The 19,017-nt window shown below is 66.2% G+C and carries 21 protein-coding genes; 10 read left to right on the plus strand and 11 right to left on the minus strand.

Annotation, left to right across the window (positions count from 1 at the left end):
* The first annotated feature begins 33 nt into the window (after window positions 1-33).
* The 5 genes from RhoFasB10_RS22865 to rraA are packed head-to-tail and all read left to right on the plus strand — an operon-like array spanning window position 34 to window position 3,415.
* A complete protein-coding gene (locus tag RhoFasB10_RS22865; protein ID WP_346764469.1) occupies window positions 34-1,239 on the plus strand; it encodes a lipase family protein in 1,206 nt (401 codons plus the stop codon).
* 45 nt (window positions 1,240-1,284) lie between these two features.
* Window positions 1,285-2,043, plus strand: coding sequence for a MerR family transcriptional regulator (locus RhoFasB10_RS22870; RefSeq protein ID WP_254303601.1), 759 nt, complete (start codon window positions 1,285-1,287; stop codon window positions 2,041-2,043).
* Between the two features lie 53 nt (window positions 2,044-2,096).
* Window positions 2,097-2,546, plus strand: coding sequence for a hypothetical protein (locus RhoFasB10_RS22875; protein ID WP_068430113.1), 450 nt, complete (start codon window positions 2,097-2,099; stop codon window positions 2,544-2,546).
* Between the two features lie 10 nt (window positions 2,547-2,556).
* Complete coding sequence (locus RhoFasB10_RS22880; protein ID WP_068429858.1) at window positions 2,557-2,928, plus strand: DUF5313 family protein; 372 nt, start codon at window positions 2,557-2,559, stop codon at window positions 2,926-2,928.
* 10 nt (window positions 2,929-2,938) lie between these two features.
* On the plus strand, window positions 2,939-3,415 hold the full coding sequence (gene rraA / locus RhoFasB10_RS22885) for a ribonuclease E activity regulator RraA (RefSeq protein ID WP_068429855.1): 477 nt from the start codon (window positions 2,939-2,941) through the stop codon (window positions 3,413-3,415).
* 92 nt (window positions 3,416-3,507) lie between these two features.
* Here rraA and RhoFasB10_RS22890 read toward each other — a convergent pair whose 3' ends face one another.
* Together RhoFasB10_RS22890 and RhoFasB10_RS22895 are read right to left on the minus strand one after the other, a co-directional pair.
* Complete coding sequence (locus tag RhoFasB10_RS22890) at window positions 3,508-4,215, minus strand: YoaK family protein (RefSeq protein WP_068429853.1); 708 nt, start codon at window positions 4,213-4,215, stop codon at window positions 3,508-3,510.
* A 21-nt stretch (window positions 4,216-4,236) separates the two neighbouring features.
* Window positions 4,237-5,076: an alpha/beta hydrolase gene (locus RhoFasB10_RS22895; RefSeq protein WP_068429849.1), complete on the minus strand. Its 840-nt coding sequence runs from the start codon at window positions 5,074-5,076 to the stop codon at window positions 4,237-4,239.
* Between the two features lie 106 nt (window positions 5,077-5,182).
* On the opposite strand from RhoFasB10_RS22895, the gene RhoFasB10_RS22900 reads away from it, so the two are divergent.
* Together RhoFasB10_RS22900 and RhoFasB10_RS22905 are read left to right on the plus strand one after the other, a co-directional pair.
* Window positions 5,183-5,740 (plus strand): TetR/AcrR family transcriptional regulator, encoded by a 558-nt coding sequence (locus RhoFasB10_RS22900; RefSeq protein WP_174551477.1) that lies wholly within the window; start codon window positions 5,183-5,185, stop codon window positions 5,738-5,740.
* 136 nt (window positions 5,741-5,876) lie between these two features.
* Window positions 5,877-6,059 (plus strand): hypothetical protein, encoded by a 183-nt coding sequence (locus tag RhoFasB10_RS22905; RefSeq protein WP_068429847.1) that lies wholly within the window; start codon window positions 5,877-5,879, stop codon window positions 6,057-6,059.
* A gap of 27 nt (window positions 6,060-6,086) precedes the next feature.
* Here the strand turns inward: RhoFasB10_RS22905 and RhoFasB10_RS22910 are convergent, their stop codons facing one another.
* The 6 genes from RhoFasB10_RS22910 to RhoFasB10_RS22935 form a co-directional block, all read right to left on the minus strand.
* Window positions 6,087-7,337, minus strand: coding sequence for a reverse transcriptase family protein (locus RhoFasB10_RS22910; RefSeq protein WP_240931412.1), 1,251 nt, complete (start codon window positions 7,335-7,337; stop codon window positions 6,087-6,089).
* Window positions 7,338-7,552: 215 nt separating this feature from the next.
* Window positions 7,553-8,938, minus strand: coding sequence for an FAD-linked oxidase C-terminal domain-containing protein (locus RhoFasB10_RS22915; protein ID WP_167678775.1), 1,386 nt, complete (start codon window positions 8,936-8,938; stop codon window positions 7,553-7,555).
* A 14-nt stretch (window positions 8,939-8,952) separates the two neighbouring features.
* The gene (locus tag RhoFasB10_RS22920) at window positions 8,953-9,738 is read right to left on the minus strand and encodes an SDR family NAD(P)-dependent oxidoreductase (protein WP_068429842.1); all 786 of its coding nucleotides are present in this window, start codon (window positions 9,736-9,738) and stop codon (window positions 8,953-8,955) included.
* Window positions 9,735-10,604, minus strand: coding sequence for a DUF296 domain-containing protein (locus RhoFasB10_RS22925; RefSeq protein ID WP_254303600.1), 870 nt, complete (start codon window positions 10,602-10,604; stop codon window positions 9,735-9,737). Before RhoFasB10_RS22925 ends, RhoFasB10_RS22920 begins: the two co-directional genes overlap by 4 nt.
* The gene (locus RhoFasB10_RS22930; protein WP_084423911.1) at window positions 10,601-12,187 is read right to left on the minus strand and encodes an AMP-binding protein; all 1,587 of its coding nucleotides are present in this window, start codon (window positions 12,185-12,187) and stop codon (window positions 10,601-10,603) included. The genes RhoFasB10_RS22925 and RhoFasB10_RS22930 overlap by 4 nt, the downstream gene beginning before the upstream one ends.
* Window positions 12,184-13,353: a thiolase domain-containing protein gene (locus tag RhoFasB10_RS22935; RefSeq protein ID WP_068429833.1), complete on the minus strand. Its 1,170-nt coding sequence runs from the start codon at window positions 13,351-13,353 to the stop codon at window positions 12,184-12,186. Before RhoFasB10_RS22935 ends, RhoFasB10_RS22930 begins: the two co-directional genes overlap by 4 nt.
* Window positions 13,354-13,492: 139 nt before the next feature.
* Between RhoFasB10_RS22935 and RhoFasB10_RS22940 the strand changes: the two genes are divergently transcribed.
* Window positions 13,493-14,683: an alcohol dehydrogenase catalytic domain-containing protein gene (locus RhoFasB10_RS22940; RefSeq protein ID WP_240931413.1), complete on the plus strand. Its 1,191-nt coding sequence runs from the start codon at window positions 13,493-13,495 to the stop codon at window positions 14,681-14,683.
* A 4-nt stretch (window positions 14,684-14,687) separates the two neighbouring features.
* On the opposite strand, the gene RhoFasB10_RS22945 is transcribed toward RhoFasB10_RS22940, so the two are convergent.
* Window positions 14,688-15,881 (minus strand): helix-turn-helix domain-containing protein, encoded by a 1,194-nt coding sequence (locus tag RhoFasB10_RS22945; protein WP_114331069.1) that lies wholly within the window; start codon window positions 15,879-15,881, stop codon window positions 14,688-14,690.
* 151 nt (window positions 15,882-16,032) lie between these two features.
* Here RhoFasB10_RS22945 and RhoFasB10_RS22950 point away from each other — a divergent pair, with 151 nt between their 5' ends.
* Entirely contained in the window at window positions 16,033-17,382 is a 1,350-nt protein-coding gene (locus tag RhoFasB10_RS22950) for an MFS transporter (protein WP_167678778.1), read from the plus strand.
* A 44-nt stretch (window positions 17,383-17,426) separates the two neighbouring features.
* Window positions 17,427-17,897: an ATPase gene (locus RhoFasB10_RS22955; RefSeq protein ID WP_167678780.1), complete on the plus strand. Its 471-nt coding sequence runs from the start codon at window positions 17,427-17,429 to the stop codon at window positions 17,895-17,897.
* On the opposite strand, the gene RhoFasB10_RS22960 is transcribed toward RhoFasB10_RS22955, so the two are convergent.
* Together RhoFasB10_RS22960 and RhoFasB10_RS22965 are read right to left on the minus strand one after the other, a co-directional pair.
* Window positions 17,870-18,340, minus strand: a complete 471-nt coding sequence (locus tag RhoFasB10_RS22960) for a helix-turn-helix domain-containing protein (RefSeq protein WP_114331067.1) — start codon at window positions 18,338-18,340, stop codon at window positions 17,870-17,872. The genes RhoFasB10_RS22955 and RhoFasB10_RS22960 overlap by 28 nt on opposite strands.
* Window positions 18,337-18,948 carry a DJ-1/PfpI family protein gene (locus RhoFasB10_RS22965; protein WP_167678783.1) on the minus strand — a complete coding sequence of 204 codons (612 nt, stop codon included), beginning with the start codon at window positions 18,946-18,948 and terminating at the stop codon, window positions 18,337-18,339. Before RhoFasB10_RS22965 ends, RhoFasB10_RS22960 begins: the two co-directional genes overlap by 4 nt.
* Window positions 18,949-19,017 lie beyond the last annotated feature (69 nt).

The following is a 19,017-nucleotide window of genomic DNA, read 5'->3' on the forward strand; positions in this document are numbered from 1 at the left end:
GGCGCTCGGAACGAACATGGGTGGGGGATTTCAGTGCGTGCAGCACTCGTTCTCGTCGGCGCAGCAGCTCTACTGATCGCGTCGTCACCGTCGGTCCAGGCCGACCCGATCGGGGATCTCGTCACTCCCCCGCGCGACCCGGCCGCGTATCTGCCGACACCGTTGGGCGATCCGTGGTTCACTCCGCCCGCCGGTTTCGAGGCACAGGCCCCGGGAACCGTCTTGAACACCAGAAGCGTTGCCGTACAACCCGGTATGACGTCGACCCAACTGCTGTTCCGTTCCACCGATTCGAAGAACAACCCCATAGCCGCGGCGACGACGGTCATCGTCCCCGACGCTCCGTGGGCCGGCGGCGGACCGCGTCCGGTCGTCGCGTACAACGAGGCGACGGATTCGCTCGGCAACACGTGCGCCCCGTCGTACACGTTGCCGCGGGGCACCAACAAGGAGATCGACCGGGTTCAGGACCTGCTGGGCCGCGGATATTCGGTCGTCGTCACCGATTATCAAGGCCCGCGGCAGGCGTACTCGGCAGGCCTCGTCGCAGGTCACACCGTGCTCGACGGACTCCGCGCCTCGCACAGCGCAGGCGTCGCAGCCGACGCTCCGATCGGTATCACCGGGTACTCCGGTGGCGCGATCGCGTCGGGATGGGCAGCACAGCTCGCACCGTCGTACGCACCGGAGTTGAAGATCGCGGGCGTCGCGTTCGGTGGCCCTCCGACCGACTACAAGATTCTGCAGCGCTCGCTGAACGGCGGAATCGGGTCGGGACTGTTCGCCGCCGCCTCGTCGGGCTTGGCCCGGGAGTACCCCGAGATGCGGGACCTGACCAACGACAACGGTCGACGCGTCGCGCTGCTCCAGAAGGATCAATGCGTCGACGTCCTGTCGTACAGCGGTCTGCTCCTGCTAAATCAGCAGAATCTGTCCGATGTCCCGAACGTGTTCGACCATCCGGTCAGCAGAGCCGTCGTCGAGGAGAACCGGATGGGGCAGGTCAAGCCGGACGCCCCCATGTACATCTACCAGGGGTTGCAGGACTTCCTGATTCCCAAGGAGGGCGCGGAAGCCGTCCAGGATCAGTGGTGCGCGCTGGGTGCGTCGGTACATCTCGAGGAGATTCCCGGTGACCATGCCGGCGCGGAGACCAGCGGCCGTCCCGGTGCATTCGACTGGTTGTCGCAGCGCTTGGCGGGTGCCACTACCGGCGGATGCGACAGGGTGGTTCGCTAGAAGGACTTGACCCTGACGTTGCGGGAGGTACCACGCTTGTCTTCTGTGAGCGATATGAAGGTGGGCGAGGTGGCCCGGCTCGTCGGGATCAGCGTTCGGACGTTGCACCACTACGACGACATCGGTCTTGTGGTGCCGTCGGGTCGCACCTCGAAGGGCTACCGCAGTTATTCGGCGTCGGATGTCGAACGGCTGCACCAGGTGTTGACCTACCGCGAACTGGGGTTCGGGTTGGACGACATCGCCGCCCTCCTCGACGATCCGTCCATCGACACGATGGCGCACCTGAGGCGTCAGCGAAAGTTGTTGGACGCCAAGATCGATCGCTTGCATCGAATGGCTGCGGCCGTGGACAGGATGATGGAGGCGAAGAAGATGGGAATTCAGTTGACCCCCGAAGAGCAGCGCGAAGTGTTCGGCGACGACTGGCTCGGTGAGGAGTACGCGGGCGAAGCCGAGGAGCGGTGGGGCCAGACGGAGGCGTGGAAGCAGTCGCAGGCCCGCACTGCGTCGTTCACCAAGGAGGACTGGACGCGGGTCAAGGCCGAAACCGATGCTCTCGAAGCCGATTTCGCGGCCGCGATGATGGCCGGTGTTCCGGCGGACTCCGAGCAGGCAGCGGAGTTGGCGGAGCGGCACCGCGCCGGCATCGAGCAGTACTACGACTGCGGATACGAGATGCACGTCTGTCTCGGCGAGATGTACGTCTCCGACGAGCGCTTCACCAAGCATTACGACGACGTCGCACCGGGTCTCGCGCAGTATCTGCGTGACGCGATCGTCGCCAATGCGGCTGGTAAGTGACGGATCGGGCCGAACACGTGCCAGGCCTGTCGGCCGCGGGCGATACTCGTCGCATGAACCTGACAGTGCGTTCGGCCCTGTTGTCCGCAGCGATCGGCAAGGCGAGTGGGTTTCGTAGTTCCGTCGGAATCAGCGTCGGTCTGTTGAGCTGGTTCCGCGGATCGCCGTACGAGCGGTTGGCGGTCGGGGGTTCGGCGGTCGTCACGGCAGGCGAGCTCGTCGCGGACAAGCTGCCGTCGACGCCGTCGCGACTCGATCCGGGCCCGCTCGGTGGCCGAATCCTCGCGGGTGCGGGTGGCGCCTATGCCGTCGCCCGCGCTCTGGGGAACGACCCGGTCCCGGCGGCAGTCATCGGTGGCCTGTCCGCGGTTGCCGGTTCCTATGCAGGTCACGCCTACCGCGGATGGGCGTCGACGACGGTTCCGCCGCTGGCTGCGGCCGTCGCCGAGGATGTTGTTGCGTTGGGGATCGGCGCGGCTGTCCTCGCGCAGGTTCGGGCGTAGAGTTCACCGTGTGAGACCGAACTTCCGGCAGTACGTGGGCTATCAGTTCGGCCGTGTCCTGCCGCCGTCGATGCAGGATTGGGTCCGCGAGGATCTCGTCGGCAACGGCGCGCAGGCTCGCTACATGATCCGGTTCACGTTGCCCGTGATCCCGCTTCTCTGCCTGTTCCTGCTCGTTCCCGGTCCGCTGTGGATCGGGTTGGCGATGATGGCGTTGCTGTTCATTCCGCTCGTCTACTTCGCGATCGCGCTGATGAACGTGTACCGCCGTCACCGCCTGTTGGTGCACGGTCTCGACCCGGAACTGCTCAATGCGGGCACGCAGGCCAGACTGGACCGGACGCGTGAGGAGTACGAGAGGCGGCACGGGCGTCTCGACTAGGCTCCCGTGCATGACTTCCGTCGAATTCAAGGCAACTGCAGACCTGGCCGACGAGATCGGTCCCGAAATCCGTAGCTGCGACACGCAATTCATCCAGTTCGGCAAGCACACCGAGTTCGCCGGTCCGATCACGACGATCAAGTGCTTCCAGGACAACCTGCTGGTCAAGCAGACTCTCGGTGAGCCCGGCAACGGTGGCGTTCTGGTCATCGACGGCGATGCGAGCATTCACACCGCCCTGGTCGGCGACATCATCGCAGGCAAGGGCGTCGCGAACGGGTGGGCGGGCGTGATCGTCAACGGCGCCATCCGCGATTCCGCGATCCTGCGCACCCTGGAGATCGGCGTCAAGGCACTCGGCACCAACCCGCGCAAGAGCACGCAGACCGGCTCGGGCGAGAAGAACGTCCCCGTCGAGATCGGCGGCATCACCTTCAACCCGGGCGAGATCGTCTACAGCGATTCCGACGGGGTCGTCGTCGTCTGATCGTCCGCTACCTGCGAAATTTACCCTCCTGTTGTGCGCTTTCGACTCCGCGAACCGCACAACAGGAGGGTAAATTTGGTTGGGCGGTAGCGTCATACGCGGGGATCGCGGACCCGCGGGACGTCGCGCCACTCGTCGAACAGAAACAGCGCCAACGCAATCACGAGCATCCCGGCGGCGACCCACGCGGCTCGAACATCCAACAGCCGCACCGCGAGTGCGCCGACGATCGCCCCGCCGAGGAACCCGGCGATGACGGTCCCGAAGTTGGCCGCCCGCACCCCGGCGTCCTTGTGACCTGCGACGACGCGTCGAAACACGGCCTGCGAGAAGCTCCGTAGATTGCCCGTCGTCATCGTCGTGCTGAACGCCTGATCCACCAGCACGCGAAAGGTGGTGACCTGCAGGGCTGCGACGAACGAAATCGAAATGGTGACAACGGCATTCGGCGCCGACGCCGGGACGAAACCGACGGCCGCGATCACCAGGATCTCGATGACGAGAACCGCGCGAACCGGTCGTCGCACGATGCGCGCGACGGCCGGCCTCGTCACGGCTTCGGCGGTAAAGACACCGAGAACGAACGCGATCAGCGGCGGGAGATAACCGCGCGCCGAGGCCCAATGACCCGACGCCGCATCGATCCCCAACAGAACGACGTTGGCGGTCTGTGCATTGGCGAACACACCGTCGCGCGTCATGAACGTGTAGACGTCGACGAACCCGCCGACCGCCGCGAGCAACACTCCGAGCCGTACGGACTCGGAGGTCGCCACGGTCGGTCGCGGGCCGTCGGTCATTCGTTCATGCTTGCACAGCTCTTACTTCACGAATGCCAGAAGCGCGTCGTTGACCTCGGCGGCGTGCGTCCACAGCAGACCGTGCGGAGCGCCCTCGACCTCGACGTACTTCGCTTCAGGGAACGCCTTGGTGAACTCGCGTCCGGTGGAGTCGATCGGCAGGATGTTGTCCTTGGTGCCGTGGAGGATGAGCGTCGGCTTTCCGGATTCGCGGACCTTCTGCACGTCGGCGCGGAAGTCCTCGATCCATGACGAGACCACTGCATATGCGGCGACGGGTGCGCTGGAGGCAGCCGTGGCCGTGTTGGCGCGGACGGTCGCTTCGCTGATGCGGCTGCCGAGGTTCTCGTCGAGGTTGTAGAAGTCCTTGTAGAAGTTGTCGAACCACGCGAAACGGTCCTCGCGCGCGGCAGCCTCGATGCCGTCGAACACGGATTGCGGGACGCCTGCCGGGTTGTCGTCGGCCTGCACCAGGTACGGCTCGAGCGACGCGAGGAAGGCGAACTTCGCGACGCGATCGGTGCCGTACTTCGCCGCGTAGCGTGCGAGCTCACCCGTTCCCATCGAGAACCCGACGAGGATGACGTCGCTGAGATCCAGTGTGGTCAGGACTGCGTTCAGGTCGGCCGCGAACGTGTCGTAGTCGTAGCCGACGGTCGGCTTGCTCGACTTGCCGAACCCACGACGGTCGTACGTGATGACGCGATAGCCGGCCGCCAACAGCTCGCGCGACTGACGCTCCCAGGAGTTGCCGTCGAGCGGGTAGCCGTGGATCAGCACGACGGGCTGACCGGTGCCGTGATCCTCGTAGTAGACGTCGATCGGGGTGCTGTTCTCGGTACCTACGTTGATGAAAGCCATGATGCAACACTTCCTCGTGGGTCAGGGTTCCCGCAGGAGAACGGTCGTTCTCTCGCCGTGGACTACACTAGAGAACGTTGGTTCTCTGCGCAAGGAGTTGGTGACGATGGAGACGGACGCCTCACGAGCATCGGTGCTGGCGGCGGCCGACGAGTTGTTCTACGCCCGCGGTGTTCAGGCCGTCGGAATGGACGAACTGCGCGCCGCGGCGGGCATTTCTCTGAAGCGGATGTACACGTTGTTCCCGTCCAAATCCGACATCGTCGCGCGCGTCCTCGAAGGCCGCACCGAGCTGTGGAACGAGCGCATCCTCGCGCAGGCCGCCGAGTACAGCGATCCGCGTGAGAAGTTGCTGTCCATCTTCGACTTTCTCGACACCTGGTTCCGCGAGGACAATTTTCGTGGCTGCGCGTTCATCAACTCGTTCGGCGAGTTGGGTGCCACCATGCCCGCGGTGGCCGACGCGGCACATCGTCACAAGCGCGAATTCGTCTCCTACGTAACCGAATTGGCCGTCGAGGCAGGGTGCCCGGAAAAGCTCGGGTTGCAGATTGCACTGTTGGCCGAGGGGGCGCAGACGACCGCGGCGATTTCCGAATCGCCCGAATCCGCGCTCGCCGCAAAGGAAGCCGCGACGGTTCTGCTCGACGCAGGCACGCGCTGAGGGGCTCGGTGCGGCGGTGCTATCGACGCCGTCCCCGACCGGCACCGGTCTCGGGCTACACCCAGGACACGCATCTCTTCTCCCGAACTTGTCGGACCGCGGTGATAGGAATGGGGCTACAGGGAAAGGAGTCCTCATGCACGACATCGCAGACGTCTGCGAAGGCACGCTCGTCATTCACGCAGTCGGCGACGCGGAATGCACCGACCCAGGCTGCGTGGATCTCGAGTACGTTCGGCACTACCTCGTTCTCGACTGCGCCGAGATCACCGGCGGATGCCAGTGCGTCGGCGAAATCGAGCTGACGCGCGCCTCCTGAACCGGGCGATACGCGTCGAACAGGTGGTCAGGACCAGTTCACGCGTTCTGCGAGCTCGAGCAATTTCCGACGCCTCGTAGCGCTCGTCTCGCCGATGCGTGCGATGCGGCCGTAGAGATGGGCTCGAAAGTCGCCGTGCCCAGAACGGTTCTGCGCCTCCGGGCCCGTCCGTGCGCAGTTGTGCAGTATCGCTCGGAGCTCGTCGTACTCGGATCGCGGCACCGCAGGCCACTCGTTCACGACGAGGCCCGTCAACTGCTGTCGCTTGTGCGAGCGTCGTACGCGGGTTTTGTTCGGATGCAGCATGAATCCCTCGTCACGCACGATGTGTCTGACCACCCAGAGCACCCTGTCGACGTCGCACGTTCCGGAGAACGCCAGGTCGTCGGCATATCTCGTGTACCGCAGGCCCATGGAACGGGCGAGACCGGTGAGCCGGATGTCGAGCATCCGGGCCGCCAGGTTGGCCAGAGCGGGTGACGTCGGGGCGCCCTGCGGCAGGTGACGGGTTCGCAGCAAGGACGCTGTCTCGTACGGAACGCCGGCCAGTTCGCCCGCCGGAGCGCTCGTCGTGCACAGGTACGCAAGATTCCACGCGACCGTCCGCGGGTAGCCGAGGGCGTCGAAAATCGCGACGACTCTCCCGATTCCGATCGACGGGAAGAAGTCCTTCAGATCGGCGGCGAGGACGACGTCCCGGCCGGCGTGCGGGATCCCGAACGTGCGAGGGCTTCGGCCGGTGACGAAGCCGTGTGCCGCACCGTGCGCAGGAACCTGATCGAGTATGCGACGCAAGACTTTTCGCTGAATCTCACGAAGGCGAGGCTTCGGAATTTCGAGCACCCGAGCGCCGGACCGTTTCGAAATCGACGTGGCCCGGTAGTGCCGGAGCGTCGACGACGCCGTCTTCAGTCGTTGTTGCGCGTCGGCGAACCATTCGATCTCGTCGATCGTCAGGTTCAACGATTCCGCGAGGTCGCCCGTCGAGAAGTAGCGGGGAACGTCGAAGCGCCAGGGCTTCGGGCCGGACGTTCTGCGTTCGGGCTCCTCCGACTTCTTGTCGGGCAACCGGGGAAGATCAGCAATGAGCCGGTACAGGGATTCCTCGTCGAACGGCGGTGACGGGTACAGGTCGATCAACCGGTCCGCGAGTCGCAACGCCTTCACCCCCAACACCGGCATGAACGCCTCCTCGAGACGGTCACGCGTCCACGGAACGTCGGATGCGAGCTCGGCCAGAAACGCAGCCATCGGCGTGGTGAACTCGCGTGGGTTCATCCGTGCGGTCCCGGGTGCAGCGGCGACGGGCGACCTGAAACTTTCGTACTCGGCGCCGTCTGGCACGCGGAGCGTGCGGAGCGGCGTCGGACGCAGTGACCGGTTGTTCTCTCACACCCAGGGGTTACCCCTGAGGATGGTCGCGCGGACCAACTCTCGCCCGTGCGCCGCTGCATGGTGTCCAATATGCCATGTGCGCGCGAATGTATAGCGGGCTATACATTCGCGCGCACGGGTGCCGCAGGCGCACACCCCGGATTCAGGATTCCCGTGGGGTCGAGCGCAGCCTTGACCGCCCGCTGCACCTGCATCGACGTCTCGTCGTGCTCGACGGCCAGCCAGCCGGACTTCAGTCTGCCGACACCGTGTTCGCCGGTGATGGTTCCGCCGAGATCGAGCGCGCGCCGAGTGATCGCGTCGAACGCCGACAGTGCCGCGGCTTTGCTCGAGGCGTCGGACTCGTCGTAGATGATCGTCGGATGCAGGTTGCCGTCGCCTGCGTGACCGAACACTCCGATCGTCAGACCCAACTCTGCGGCGAGTCCTTCGATGTAGCCGATGAGATCGGTGATGCGCGAGCACGGGACGGCGACGTCGTCGAGCAACCAGTCACCGAGGCTTTCCAGCGCCGGCAGCGCGAGACGACGCGCTTCGAGCAGCATCGCGGCCTCGGCCTGATCCGAGCTGACGACGACGTCGGACGCACCAAGCCGGTCGCACGTCGATTCGATTGCAGCGAGGACGGATTCGGCGTCGACGTCGTCGCTCTGCACCAGCAGGAGTGCGGCGGTGTCCTCGCCCATACCCATCTTCGTCATCCGGTCGACCGCCTGAACCGTTGTGCGGTCGAGGATTTCGAGCATCGACGGCGTCGAACCGGACGACGCTATCTCGGCCACCGCCAGACCAGCTTTTTCGAGCGTGGGGAACGACGCGACGAGCGTACGGGCCTCGCGAGGCGCAGGCAGCAGCTTGACCGTGATCTCGGTGATGACGCCCAGCGTGCCCTCCGAGCCGACGAGCAGATGCGTCAGGTCGTACCCCGCGACGCCCTTGACCGTGCGCCTTCCGGTGCGCAGAATTCGGCCGTCCGCGAGAACGACCTCGAGCGCGAGCACGAAATCGCCTGTCACACCGTATTTCACGCAGCACATTCCGCCCGCGTTGGTGGCGACGTTGCCGCCGATCGTGCTGAACGCGACGCTGCCCGGGTCCGGCGGATAGAACAGTCCGGCATCGGCTGCCCGCGCACGCAGATCCGCCGTCACGACGCCCGGCTCGACGACGGCCAGTCGGTCGACGGTGTCGATCTCGCGGATTGCGGTCATACGGTGCAGACTCAACACGACGGCACCTGCGGTCGCATTGGCTGCGCCGCTCAGTCCACTTCCTGCACCACGCGGAATCACGGCCACCGAATTACTGTGTGCCGCTGCCAGACACGCGGACACCTCCGCCGTCGTTCGGGGAACCAGAACCGCCGCGGGCGGTGCGCTGTCGGTGAATCGCGACTGATCGTGCGCGTACGACGCCACGATGTCGGGATCGGAGATGACGATCTCCCGCGGCAATGAATCGATGAGGGCTTCTACCGCAGTCATTCCAGCTATCGTAGTCACAGCGCTCGCACCGCCAATCCCCCGTCGACGGGAAGGCAGACCCCGTTGACGTATGCGGCCTCGTCCGACGCCAGGAAGACCGCCGCAGCAGCCACGTCCCACGGCGAACCCATGCGACCCGTCGGGCTCGCGGCGTGACGGGCTTCGATCGTCGCCGGATCCGCCCCACCGAGCTGACCTGCGACGAGCGGGGTGTCGATCAGGCCGGGAAGCACTGCGTTGACGCGTATTCCGCGCGCTGCGTACTCGAGTGCGAGCGAGACCGTCAGCTGGTTGACCGCCGCCTTCGTCGCCGAATAGCTCGGGTACGTGAAGCCGGTGTACCGGATACTCGCGGTCGACGACACGTTGACGATCGAGCCACCGCCCGCGGACAGCATCAGCGGAATCGTGTGCTTGCACGTCAGGAAGACCCCGGTCAGGTTGACCGCGAGCGCTGCATCCCACGTCGCCCGGTCCATGTCGGTGATGTCCCCGACGGTGGTGACACCGACGTTGTTGTGCAACACCGTCGGTGCACCGAATTCGTCGGCGGCCGCAGCGATACACTCCGCCACCTCGGCCTCCTGCGTCACATCCGCACCGAACGCTGCTGCGGTGCAGCCTTCGTCGCGAATCATCTTCGCCGTCAGCTCGGCCTCCTCGGCGCTGCGATCGACGGCGACCACGGTCGCACCCTCGCGAGCGAACGACACCGCAGCGGCACGGCCGTTTCCGACGCCCGATCCGCTCGACCCGGCGCCGAAGACCAGTGCAACCTTGCCCGCCAGACGGCCCGTCACGACCCGATCTCCTCGACCAGAAGCTCGAACGTCACCGCGACGAGGTTCCCGCGCTCGGCGAGTTCTCCGACGTGGACGGCGCCGTGCCGATCCATCACCAGCACCGACAGATGAGTGTCGTCCGGTCCCATGTGGCCCGCGATGGCCACTTCGGTGGCCGGGCCGTCGACGGACACCGGATCGCCGTCGCGCAGAAGTGTTGCGCCGACCAGGCTTCCGAGGCTTCCACGAACCGATGCCCGACGCATGTCCGCGTTCCCCATCACCTCACGCACCGCATCGTGGATCTCGACGCCCGGACGCACCCGGGTCATGACGGCCCGTCGCGTGCCTGCCACCGAGCCGATACGCGACGCCGACGGCGTGAAGACCGGCATCAGCGTCTCGGAATCCTCGCCGCTGGTCAGTGCGACCGAGTCGAATACGTGCAGCACGATCTCCACCGGCGTGGCCCCGACGACGGTGTCGGGCCACAGGTGTCCGCCGCGCAGCTGCCCGTATGCGTCGAACCACGCTGCGTGGCAATGCATGAACCGCTCACCGTCACGACGTCCGACGGATGCGCTACCGCCGATGATCGTCGCAGGCGTCACGGCCTCGTGCGTCTCGCTGTACCACGCCGCACGCGATCCGTCGTGGCACAGATCCGGAATGCAGTACGAGACGCGCGCCAACGGGCCGCCGAGCAGCTCGACCTGCGCGGAATCCGCACCCAGACGCGCTAATTCGTCGTCGATCGCGTCGACCAACCGACGGCCGGGCTCGAGCGAGATTCGTTCGACGGCCGTCGCGCACGACACGGATTCGAGGCGCTGGGGAGCCCGAGGGCCGGGATGCACCAGCGGAGCGAGGAACGTCGAGGTCACGACGCCCCCTCCAGAACCGGTGCGTACGGCCCCCATTCGCGAGCCGCCAGTTCGTCGCGAATGGTGCGCTTGACGATCTTGCCGTACCCCGACTTGGGCAGCGCATCCCAGAACAGCACGTGCCGCGGCAGTTTGTATCGCGCCATCTTCGCTCCGAGCCATGTCGTCAGCTCCTCCGCGGTGACCGACTTGCCCTCGGCGAGAACGCAGATCGCGACGCCGACCTCACCCCACTTCGGGTCGGGGACGCCGAGAACCGCGACCTCGTCGATCGCGCCATGGGTGAGGATCTTCTCCTCGATGTCGCGCGGGTGGATGTTGGAACCGCCCGAGATGTACATGTCCGACGACCGCCCCGTCACGTAGACATAGCCGTCGGCATCCACGACGCCGAGGTCACCGGTGCGAAACCATCCGTCGCGGAACGCATCCGCGTTGGCCTTCGGATTGTTCAGGTACCCGGCGAACACGGCGGGTCCGGCGACGCAGAGCTCACCGATCTCCCCGGAGGGCACTTCGGCACCCGACTCGTCCTGGACGCTCACGAGCATTCCCGTGCGGGGGAATCCGCACGTGCCGGCCGAAAGTCCCTCGGGCACAGGCCGACCGTGCTCTCGACTCGGCAGCACCGTGATGTTGCCCGTGACCTCGGCGAGCCCGTAGTACTGGACCAGCACCTCGCCGAGGATCCGACGCGCACGCTCCTGATCGGCCGTGTACATCGGCGCGCCCGCGTAGATGACGTACTGCAGCGACGAATGGTCGTGCTCCTCGACGGCCCGATGGTCGACCAGAACCTTCAGGATCGTCGGGACGGTGAACATGTTGGTCACCCGTTCACGTTCGACGAGGGACCACACCTCCGCCGGATCAAGACTGACCGAGGACGGCAGAACCGTCGTCGCACCACGCGCGACCTGCGGCAGCATGTGCATGCCCGCCCCGTGCGACAGTGGAGCGACGACGAGGGACGCGTGGTCGGAATCGGTCGTCGGCATGAGATCGGCGAGGTGGTTGTTGATGACGAACCCGAGTTGGTCGTGGGTGAGAATCGCCGCCTTGGGGGTTCCGCTCGTGCCGGACGTGAAGAAGTACCACGCCGGGTCGCCCTCCCACGTCGACACCGCAGCCGGAATGCCCGACGGCACAGCCGATATCGCGTCGTCGCTGCTGCTCTCGATCCACAGCACTCCGCCCGAGAGCTCGTGCGCCGCGCGAATCGCGTCGACGTGCGACCGCGTCGACGAGTGCCCGATCACGACGACGGGACGGCACACTCCGGCGATCACGACGACGTCGTCGTCGTGCAGCCGCGAATTGACCGGTGCGAGAACAGCTCCGACGCGCCAGGTCGCGAACATCGCGGTAATGAACTCGGGGTGGTTGGGGCTGTCGATCAGCACGACGTCGCCCTTGGACACACCACGGCGTTCCAGTTCGGCGGCGAGCGAGTCCACCTGCGAGTTCAGTTCCCGCCAGCTCCAACGTGTTTCACCGTGTACGACGGCAGTACCGCCCGCGACCCTGCGCGCGGTCTGGCTCAGAATCTCGGCCAGGTTGACCGCTCTGCGCGTCGTCGTCATCGTGTTGCCTCCAGAACAGTTGCGTAGTTGGCGACTGCCGCGCCGCCCATGTTGAAGACCGCAGCGCGATCGGCCGTCGGCAATTGCATGTCCCCTGCCTCGCCCGTCAACTGCAGTGCGGCCATGACGTGTTGGGACACACCCGTCGCACCGAGGGGGTGGCCCTTCGCCTTCAGTCCCCCGGAACGGTTCACCGGCAGGATGCCGTCACGCTCGGTGCGTCCCTCGGCGAGTACCTCGGCTCCCTTGCCCGGCGCCGCGAGCCCGAATGCTTCGTACTGCAGCAACTCGGCGATGGTGAAGCAGTCGTGCGTCTCGAGAAGATCGAGATCGTCGAGGGTCGTACCCGCGTCGGTCAACGCGCCACGGAACGCCCGGGCGGCACCGTCGAACGCCAACGCATCGGCGCGACGGGCGATCGCCAGATGGTCGTTCGCCTGTGCACGGCCGGCGATGCGGACGGAGCGTCGGGCGGTGGCGGCAACGTCGGGCAATGCGACGACCATCGCCGCCGCGCCGTCGGACACGAGAGAGCAGTCGGTGCGCAGCAGTCGGCCGACGACGGTCGGGTTCTTCTCCGACGGTGTTCTGCAGAAGTCGAACCCGAGGTCGCGGCGCAGGTGCGCATACGGGTTGTCGACGCCGTTGCGGTGGTTCTTCGCGGCGATGCGTGCCATCGCGTCGTGGGGATCGTCGTACCGTGCCGCGTACTGATCGGCCAGGTCGGCGAACACTCCGGCGAAACTGCCCATGTGCGACTCCGACGCGCGGTGGCAGCCGGCGAGCAGGATGTCGTTGATCTTGTCGTTCCGCGTGGCGGTCATCTTCTCGGCGCCGACGACGAGGGCGATGCGGCTTCGACCTGCCTGCAGGTTGTCGAGGGCGGTGAACAGCGCGGCACTACCCGTCGAACATGCATTTTCGACGTGGATCGAGGGAACCAGCGCGAGGTCGGGTTGTCCGGCGCCGACCAGGGCGCCTTCGAAACCCTGCTGGGAGAAGCCGTTGTTGAACACGCCGACGGTGACGAGGTCGACGTCCTTCGCGTCGACGCCCGCGTCGGCGATCGCCGCCAACGAGACCTCGGCGATCAGGGCTTCGACGTCGGGACTCTCGCTCTTGCCGAACTTGGTGTGCGCCCAGCCGATGATGTGCGGTGCGGTCACGTGGCTTCCTCTCCTCGTCGTGCGTGAGGCAGGTCACTTCCCCACAGTCAGTCATGGTGGTCCGCGAGGGCACGCGGGAGAACCGCCCTCCGACGAGGACCCGAACCGTCATTTCCTCTTTTTGTCGAACGACGTCCGGATGCGACAGAAAGAGGAAAGCCCGTCCTGTTTCCTCACTCCCGGCCCGATGCCGGTGATCGGCGTCACGCACACACTGGGCGGACCCACACCGCGGAACGAGAGGCCTCACAACGTGCGCGCAGTGCTCAAGACCGAGCCCAAGCCGGGATTCGACCTGGTGAACGACCTGCCCGATCGGCCTCTCGGCCCGGACCAGGTGCGCATCGACGTCGGCGCGGTGTCCGTCTGCGGAACCGACCGCGAGACGTACGAGTACGGGCCTGCCGTGCGCGACCTCGGTCTGCGTCTACCGGTCGTCACCGGGCACGAGTGCGCGGGCGTCGTCGTCGAGATCGGACGGGATGTGTCCGCTCTGCACGTGGGTGACCGCGTCGCCGTCGAAACGCACGTCGCCTGCCTGGACTGCTATCAGTGTCGACGCGGCAACGCACACAACTGCCTGCGGATGGATCTGCTCGGACTGACGATCGACGGCGCGTTCGCGGAGCGTCTCGTCGTTCCTGCGTCGACCTGCTTTCGACTTCCCGACGAGCTGTCCCTCGAAGCCGCCGCGTTACTCGAGCCGGCGGGCAGTGCGATGCACGCGGTCCAGCGCAGCGGTCTCGACCTGAGTGGTGCGCACGTCCTGGTCAGTGGTGCGGGACCCATCGGTTTGGCTGCACTGCAGATTGCGCTGGCACGCGGGGCGAACGTCCTGGTCGTCGAACCGAATCCGCATCGTGCCGCGATGGCGGCCGAGCTCGGGGGAACCGTGGTCCCTGCCGGGGACGGACTGATCGACCGCATTCGCGACCTGACCGGCCCGGCGGAAGGCGTCGACCTGGTGCTCGAATGCTCGGGCGCGCTTCCCGCACTGGAAGCAGGACTGGACGCGGCGCGGCGTGAGGGGACTGTCGTCAGTGTCGGCCTGACGGCTCGACCCGTCGAACTCAGCGCGACGCGTCACCTCATCAGCCGAGGTCTCACACTGAAGGGCAGCTTCGGCCGTCGGATCTGGGATTCGTGGACCGAGCTTTCGGCGCTGGTGGCGTCGGGGCGCGTCGACCTGTCGCGTCTGGTGTCGCACCGGATGGAGCTCGAGGACGTGGAAAGCGCGATCGAGCTGCTGACCGGCGACGCCTGCAAGGTCGTCCTGTATCCACAGGGTGTTCCGCAGGAACTGCGCTCGAAGGAGCTCACGGCGAGCTGACGTGTCAGAACGGTTCGATCCCCTCGGCCCGCATGAGATCGGCGACGCGTAAGCCCAGATGCAGGTTCAGCCGGACGGTTCCGTCGTCGAGGTCGACGCCGATCGCGTCGCGAATTCGGTCGAGCCGGTAGTACAGCGTCGTCCGATGGATGAACAGCGCCTCGGCCGCGGCAGGTCCGGAGCCTGCATGATCGAGGAAGGCACGCAGCGTCTCGAGCAGTCTGCCGGACCGGTCGGCCTCGGCGAGGCGACGTAGCTCGTCGGGGACGGCGGTCCTGTCCCACTGCGACGTAGGCACCCGGGCCAGCACACCCAACACCCCCGCGTTCTCCCAGGCGACGACGGGGTCCTGGCCGACGCGTCGCGCGATCGACGCCGCGAGGCCCGCCTGACGTGCCGACAGCCACGCGTCGGCGAATCCTGCGGCTTCGGCTCCGACGCCTGCGGTGATCGACGCTCCCCGACCGGCCACGTCGGCGGCGTCCCGTGCCATCGCGCGGGCTTCGGCGACGATCGTGTCGAGGTCACGCATCGCCGTCGCGAGATAGACGAGATGGCCGGACGACCCGTCGACCGCGAGCAAGGCGTCACCTCGACTGCGTGACCGGGCGGCCACGAGCGCATGCCGCAACGCGATCGACGTCAGATCCGTGTCGGTGCCGTGGTGCAGCATCAGGGTGACGACGCGTACCGCGCCCGGCTGCACGACGAGTTCCGCCAGTGCCGATTCGCGCCGACCGTCGTCGAGTCCGAGCGCGGCGGCGACGAGCGCCTCCGACTGGGCCGAGTCCTGCGGTGCACGATCGACGACCATGAGGGGTGCGATCTCCGCGGCGACCTCGCCGATCCGTGTGAGCTCGCCGTCGGTGATGCCGCCGTCGGCGTCGATGACGAGGATCTGCCCGAGCACCTCTCCACGCCAGCGAATGGGCACGCCCGCGCGCGAGTGCAACCCGAGAGCGTCGGAACCGGCGATCCGTCCCGGTTTCGTCCATTGGTTGATGCCACTGGCAAGCAAGTGACCGATGGCTTCGCTGCCCGCGTCGCGGTTGAGCATGGCCCTGATGCGCACCGGGTCCTCGTCGCCGAAATGCCTGCTGGCGAACAACATTCTGACGTACGGATCGTTGACCACGACGGACCGACCGAGCTCGTCACCGAACCGATCCACGATGGCCTGCACACTGTCCCTGGACATGCGCTGAGCGTACTCATCGCCTTTTCGACAAAAAGAGGAAACCCGTGGCCGAGCCTTCGTCAACCGACGGTCGTGACTCAGGTCACTATGGATGCAAGGTATGTGAGCCCGCCACGAAATCGACGGGTTCAGACCTCGAGACTGGAGCGCGATGACGTCACGAACACACTCCCCCGCCGAACCGGCGTCGGACGATCAGATGGCAAGCCGGGTGATGCGCAAAGTCGCCCTGCGGCTGATTCCGTTCCTCGGCCTCGCGTACTTCCTGAACTACATCGACCGCACGAACATCGCGTTCGCGAAGCTGACGATGAGCGAGGACCTCGGCCTGACCGAGACCGCGTACGGCCTGGCGAGTGGCTTGTTCTTCGTCGGCTACATTCTTCTCGAGGTCCCCAGCAACCTCGCGCTGCACAAGTTCGGCGCACGACGCTGGATCGCTCGAATCCTCGTGTCCTGGGGGCTGATTGCCGCTCTCATGGCGTTCGTTCCCAACGCCACGTGGCTGAACATCGCTCGCGTCGCACTCGGAATCGCCGAGGCCGGCTTCTTCCCCGGCATCATGCTGTACCTGACGTTCTGGTTCCCCCGCGCGGTCCGCGTGCGTTTGGTCGGCGTGTTCATGGTGGCCCTGCCGCTGTCGAGCGCACTGGGCGCACCGATCTCGTCGGCGATCATCCAGTACTGGCACGGACTGTTCGGCCTCGAAGGCTGGCGCGTCATGTTCCTCGTCGAGGGCATCCCGACCGTTCTTCTCGGCATCGCCGCGTGGTTCTACCTCACCGACCGCCCGCGTCAGGCGAAGTGGCTCAGCACCGAGGAGCGCACGTGGCTCGACCGCCGCATGGAGACCGAACACGCGGAGACCGCCGACACCGGCCACGTCTCGGCCCGTAGCTCGCTGCGCAACCCGAACGTCTGGCTGCTCGGCGTCACCTACTTCGGTATCGGCTACGGCCTGTTCGCCATCAGCTTCTTCCTGCCGACGATCGTCGCCGGCTTCGCGAAGCAGTTCGACACGACGTTCTCGATCGCGCAGAACGGCCTGATCGTCGCGGTGCCGTTCCTGATCTCGTCCGTCGCGATGATCCTGTGGTCGCGACGCTCGGACCGGCTGAAGGAACGCATGTGGCACGTCATCGTGCCGACCGCGTTGGCCACCGTGAGCGTCCCGGTCGCGATGTACATGAGCTCGCCCCTCATGACGATGGTGGTCATCACGCTCACCGCCGTCGGCATCTTCTCGGCGCTGCCGGTCTTCTGGTACCTGCCGACGACGTTCCTCACCGGTGCCGGCGCCGCCGCCGGAATCGCCCTGGTCAACACCATCGGCGCCTCGGCAGGGCTCGTCGCGCCGTACATGACGGGATGGCTGCTCGACGCCACCGGCAGCTCCAAGACGGGCCTCTGGGTCGTCGGCGGGTTCATGGCAATGGCCGTCGTGCTGCTGCTCGTGCTGCGTGGGCGGTTGGCGGCTTCGCCCGTGCGCGCGAATGTATAGCGGGCTATACATTCGCACGCACGAGGGCACTGCATAATGCCCGCATGGCACCCACCGGAATTCTGCGCCGCACCGATACCGGCGTCGACCTCGAGTTGACCCGAACCATCTCCGCGCCGCGCGAGGACGTGTGGGCGACGCTCACCGACTCCGACCGCACCGCGGGATGGTACGGACCATGGGAACGTCTGTCCGAGAACAGCATTCACGTCCAGATGCTGTTCGAGGACGGCGCACCCTGGATGGACATGAACATCGACGTGTGCGAAAGCCCTTCTCGCCTGGCCGTCTCGACGACAGGTGGCTGGCAGATCGACGTCCGGCTCACCGGCGCGACCACACTGACGCTGATCCACCACCTGTCGAGCACCGAGGGCGTCGGCGAAATCGGGCCCGGGTGGGAGTACTACCTCGACATGATGCTCGCCTCGCGCGACGGCACCCCGCTGCCGAGTTTCGACGACTACTACCCGTCGCAGAAGGAGTACTACTCGACGCTGGGAGTGGAGCGATAGCGACGGGACGCGGCGACGATCCTCGCGATCGACTCGCGGGTTCGTTTCAGCTCGTCGAGACCGACCTCCTTGCCGACGGCGTCGGCCCAGGCGTGCTGGTCTTCTCTCAGCCTCCCGAGGGTATCCCGCCCGTTCTGCGTGGGCCGTAACAGCTTGGCGCGTCGGTGTTTCGGATTGTCGACGTACTCGGCCCAGCCCTTGTCGACGAGGATGTCCGCCGTCCGCTGCACGGATTGGCGAGCGAGACCGAGGCCGACGCGTCGGGCGATCTCGGCGACGGCCAACGGCTCGTCGAGCGTGGCGCCCAGTACCTGCCACCATGCGGGCGTCAGACCGGCAGGCTCGGCGATGTCTTTCGCCGCGGCCAGGAATTCGCCGTTGAGCTCGAACGCCGGCAACACCAGGTTCGTCAGCGCATCCCCGGCGGCAGAGCGCTCGCTCACGCGCCGCCGCCGGCGAGTACGTCGTAGTACCTCTTCTCTCCCGTGCTGTAGAGGCCGTACCAGGCGTCGACGATCGGCTGGGGGAACAGCTGCAGCAGTTCGAAGATCGCCTTCGAGAACTCGAGTGGTGCAGTTCCCGGTGCCGTGACGAGTGTGCCGTCGACGGCCACCCGTGCGTCTTCGTAGTAGAGGCTGCCGCTGTATTCGGTGGCGCTGGTGAGGAATTCGGGCGCATTGCTGGTGTGCTTCTTCGCATTCAGCAGGCCGGTTCGCGCGAGCCCGAGCGTCGCGCCGCAGATGCCGCCGACGGGCGTGCCCTTCTCGACCAGCGCCGACGCGAGTCCGAGAACCTTCTCGTGACCCTCGTTCCACGTGTTCCCGCCCGGAAGAACAAGCGCTGCAACGGATTCGGTGTCGAGGTCGGAGAGGTCGCCGTCGGGCCGGACATGCAGTCCGCCGAGCGTCGTGACTTCCTGCCCGTCGTCGGACAGCACCCGCAGCTCGTACCGGTCGTCACCCTGTTCCCGAGCCATGGCAACCCCGGCAACCAGGTAGCCGTACTCCCAGTCCGCCATGGTGTCGGTTGCGTACAGAACGATCGTCGACATCGCTACCTCCGTATTTGACAGTGTGCTGTCAACTATAGCGCAGCGAACCCCGCCGGCCCACCCCCACCG

The sequence above is a fragment of the Rhodococcus sp. B10 genome, from assembly GCF_011770055.1.
Classification (GTDB): domain Bacteria; phylum Actinomycetota; class Actinomycetes; order Mycobacteriales; family Mycobacteriaceae; genus Rhodococcoides; species Rhodococcoides kyotonensis_B.

Bases quoted from the DNA above. Each gene is read 5' to 3' on its own strand.
- RhoFasB10_RS22875 (WP_068430113.1), top strand. From the start codon at position 2,097: ATGAACCTGACAGTGCGTTCGGCCCTGTTGTCCGCAGCGATCGGCAAG.
- rraA (WP_068429855.1), top strand. From the start codon at position 2,939: ATGACTTCCGTCGAATTCAAGGCAACTGCAGACCTGGCCGACGAGATC.
- RhoFasB10_RS22890 (WP_068429853.1), bottom strand. From the start codon at position 4,215: ATGACCGACGGCCCGCGACCGACCGTGGCGACCTCCGAGTCCGTACGG.
- RhoFasB10_RS22895 (WP_068429849.1), bottom strand. From the start codon at position 5,076: ATGGCTTTCATCAACGTAGGTACCGAGAACAGCACCCCGATCGACGTC.
- RhoFasB10_RS22900 (WP_174551477.1), top strand. From the start codon at position 5,183: ATGGAGACGGACGCCTCACGAGCATCGGTGCTGGCGGCGGCCGACGAG.
- RhoFasB10_RS22905 (WP_068429847.1), top strand. From the start codon at position 5,877: ATGCACGACATCGCAGACGTCTGCGAAGGCACGCTCGTCATTCACGCA.
- RhoFasB10_RS22910 (WP_240931412.1), bottom strand. From the start codon at position 7,337: ATGAACCCACGCGAGTTCACCACGCCGATGGCTGCGTTTCTGGCCGAG.
- RhoFasB10_RS22915 (WP_167678775.1), bottom strand. From the start codon at position 8,938: ATGACTGCGGTAGAAGCCCTCATCGATTCATTGCCGCGGGAGATCGTC.
- RhoFasB10_RS22930 (WP_084423911.1), bottom strand. From the start codon at position 12,187: ATGACGACGACGCGCAGAGCGGTCAACCTGGCCGAGATTCTGAGCCAG.
- RhoFasB10_RS22940 (WP_240931413.1), top strand. From the start codon at position 13,493: ATGCGACAGAAAGAGGAAAGCCCGTCCTGTTTCCTCACTCCCGGCCCG.
- RhoFasB10_RS22945 (WP_114331069.1), bottom strand. From the start codon at position 15,881: ATGTCCAGGGACAGTGTGCAGGCCATCGTGGATCGGTTCGGTGACGAG.
- RhoFasB10_RS22950 (WP_167678778.1), top strand. From the start codon at position 16,033: ATGACGTCACGAACACACTCCCCCGCCGAACCGGCGTCGGACGATCAG.
- RhoFasB10_RS22955 (WP_167678780.1), top strand. From the start codon at position 17,427: ATGGCACCCACCGGAATTCTGCGCCGCACCGATACCGGCGTCGACCTC.
- RhoFasB10_RS22965 (WP_167678783.1), bottom strand. From the start codon at position 18,948: ATGTCGACGATCGTTCTGTACGCAACCGACACCATGGCGGACTGGGAG.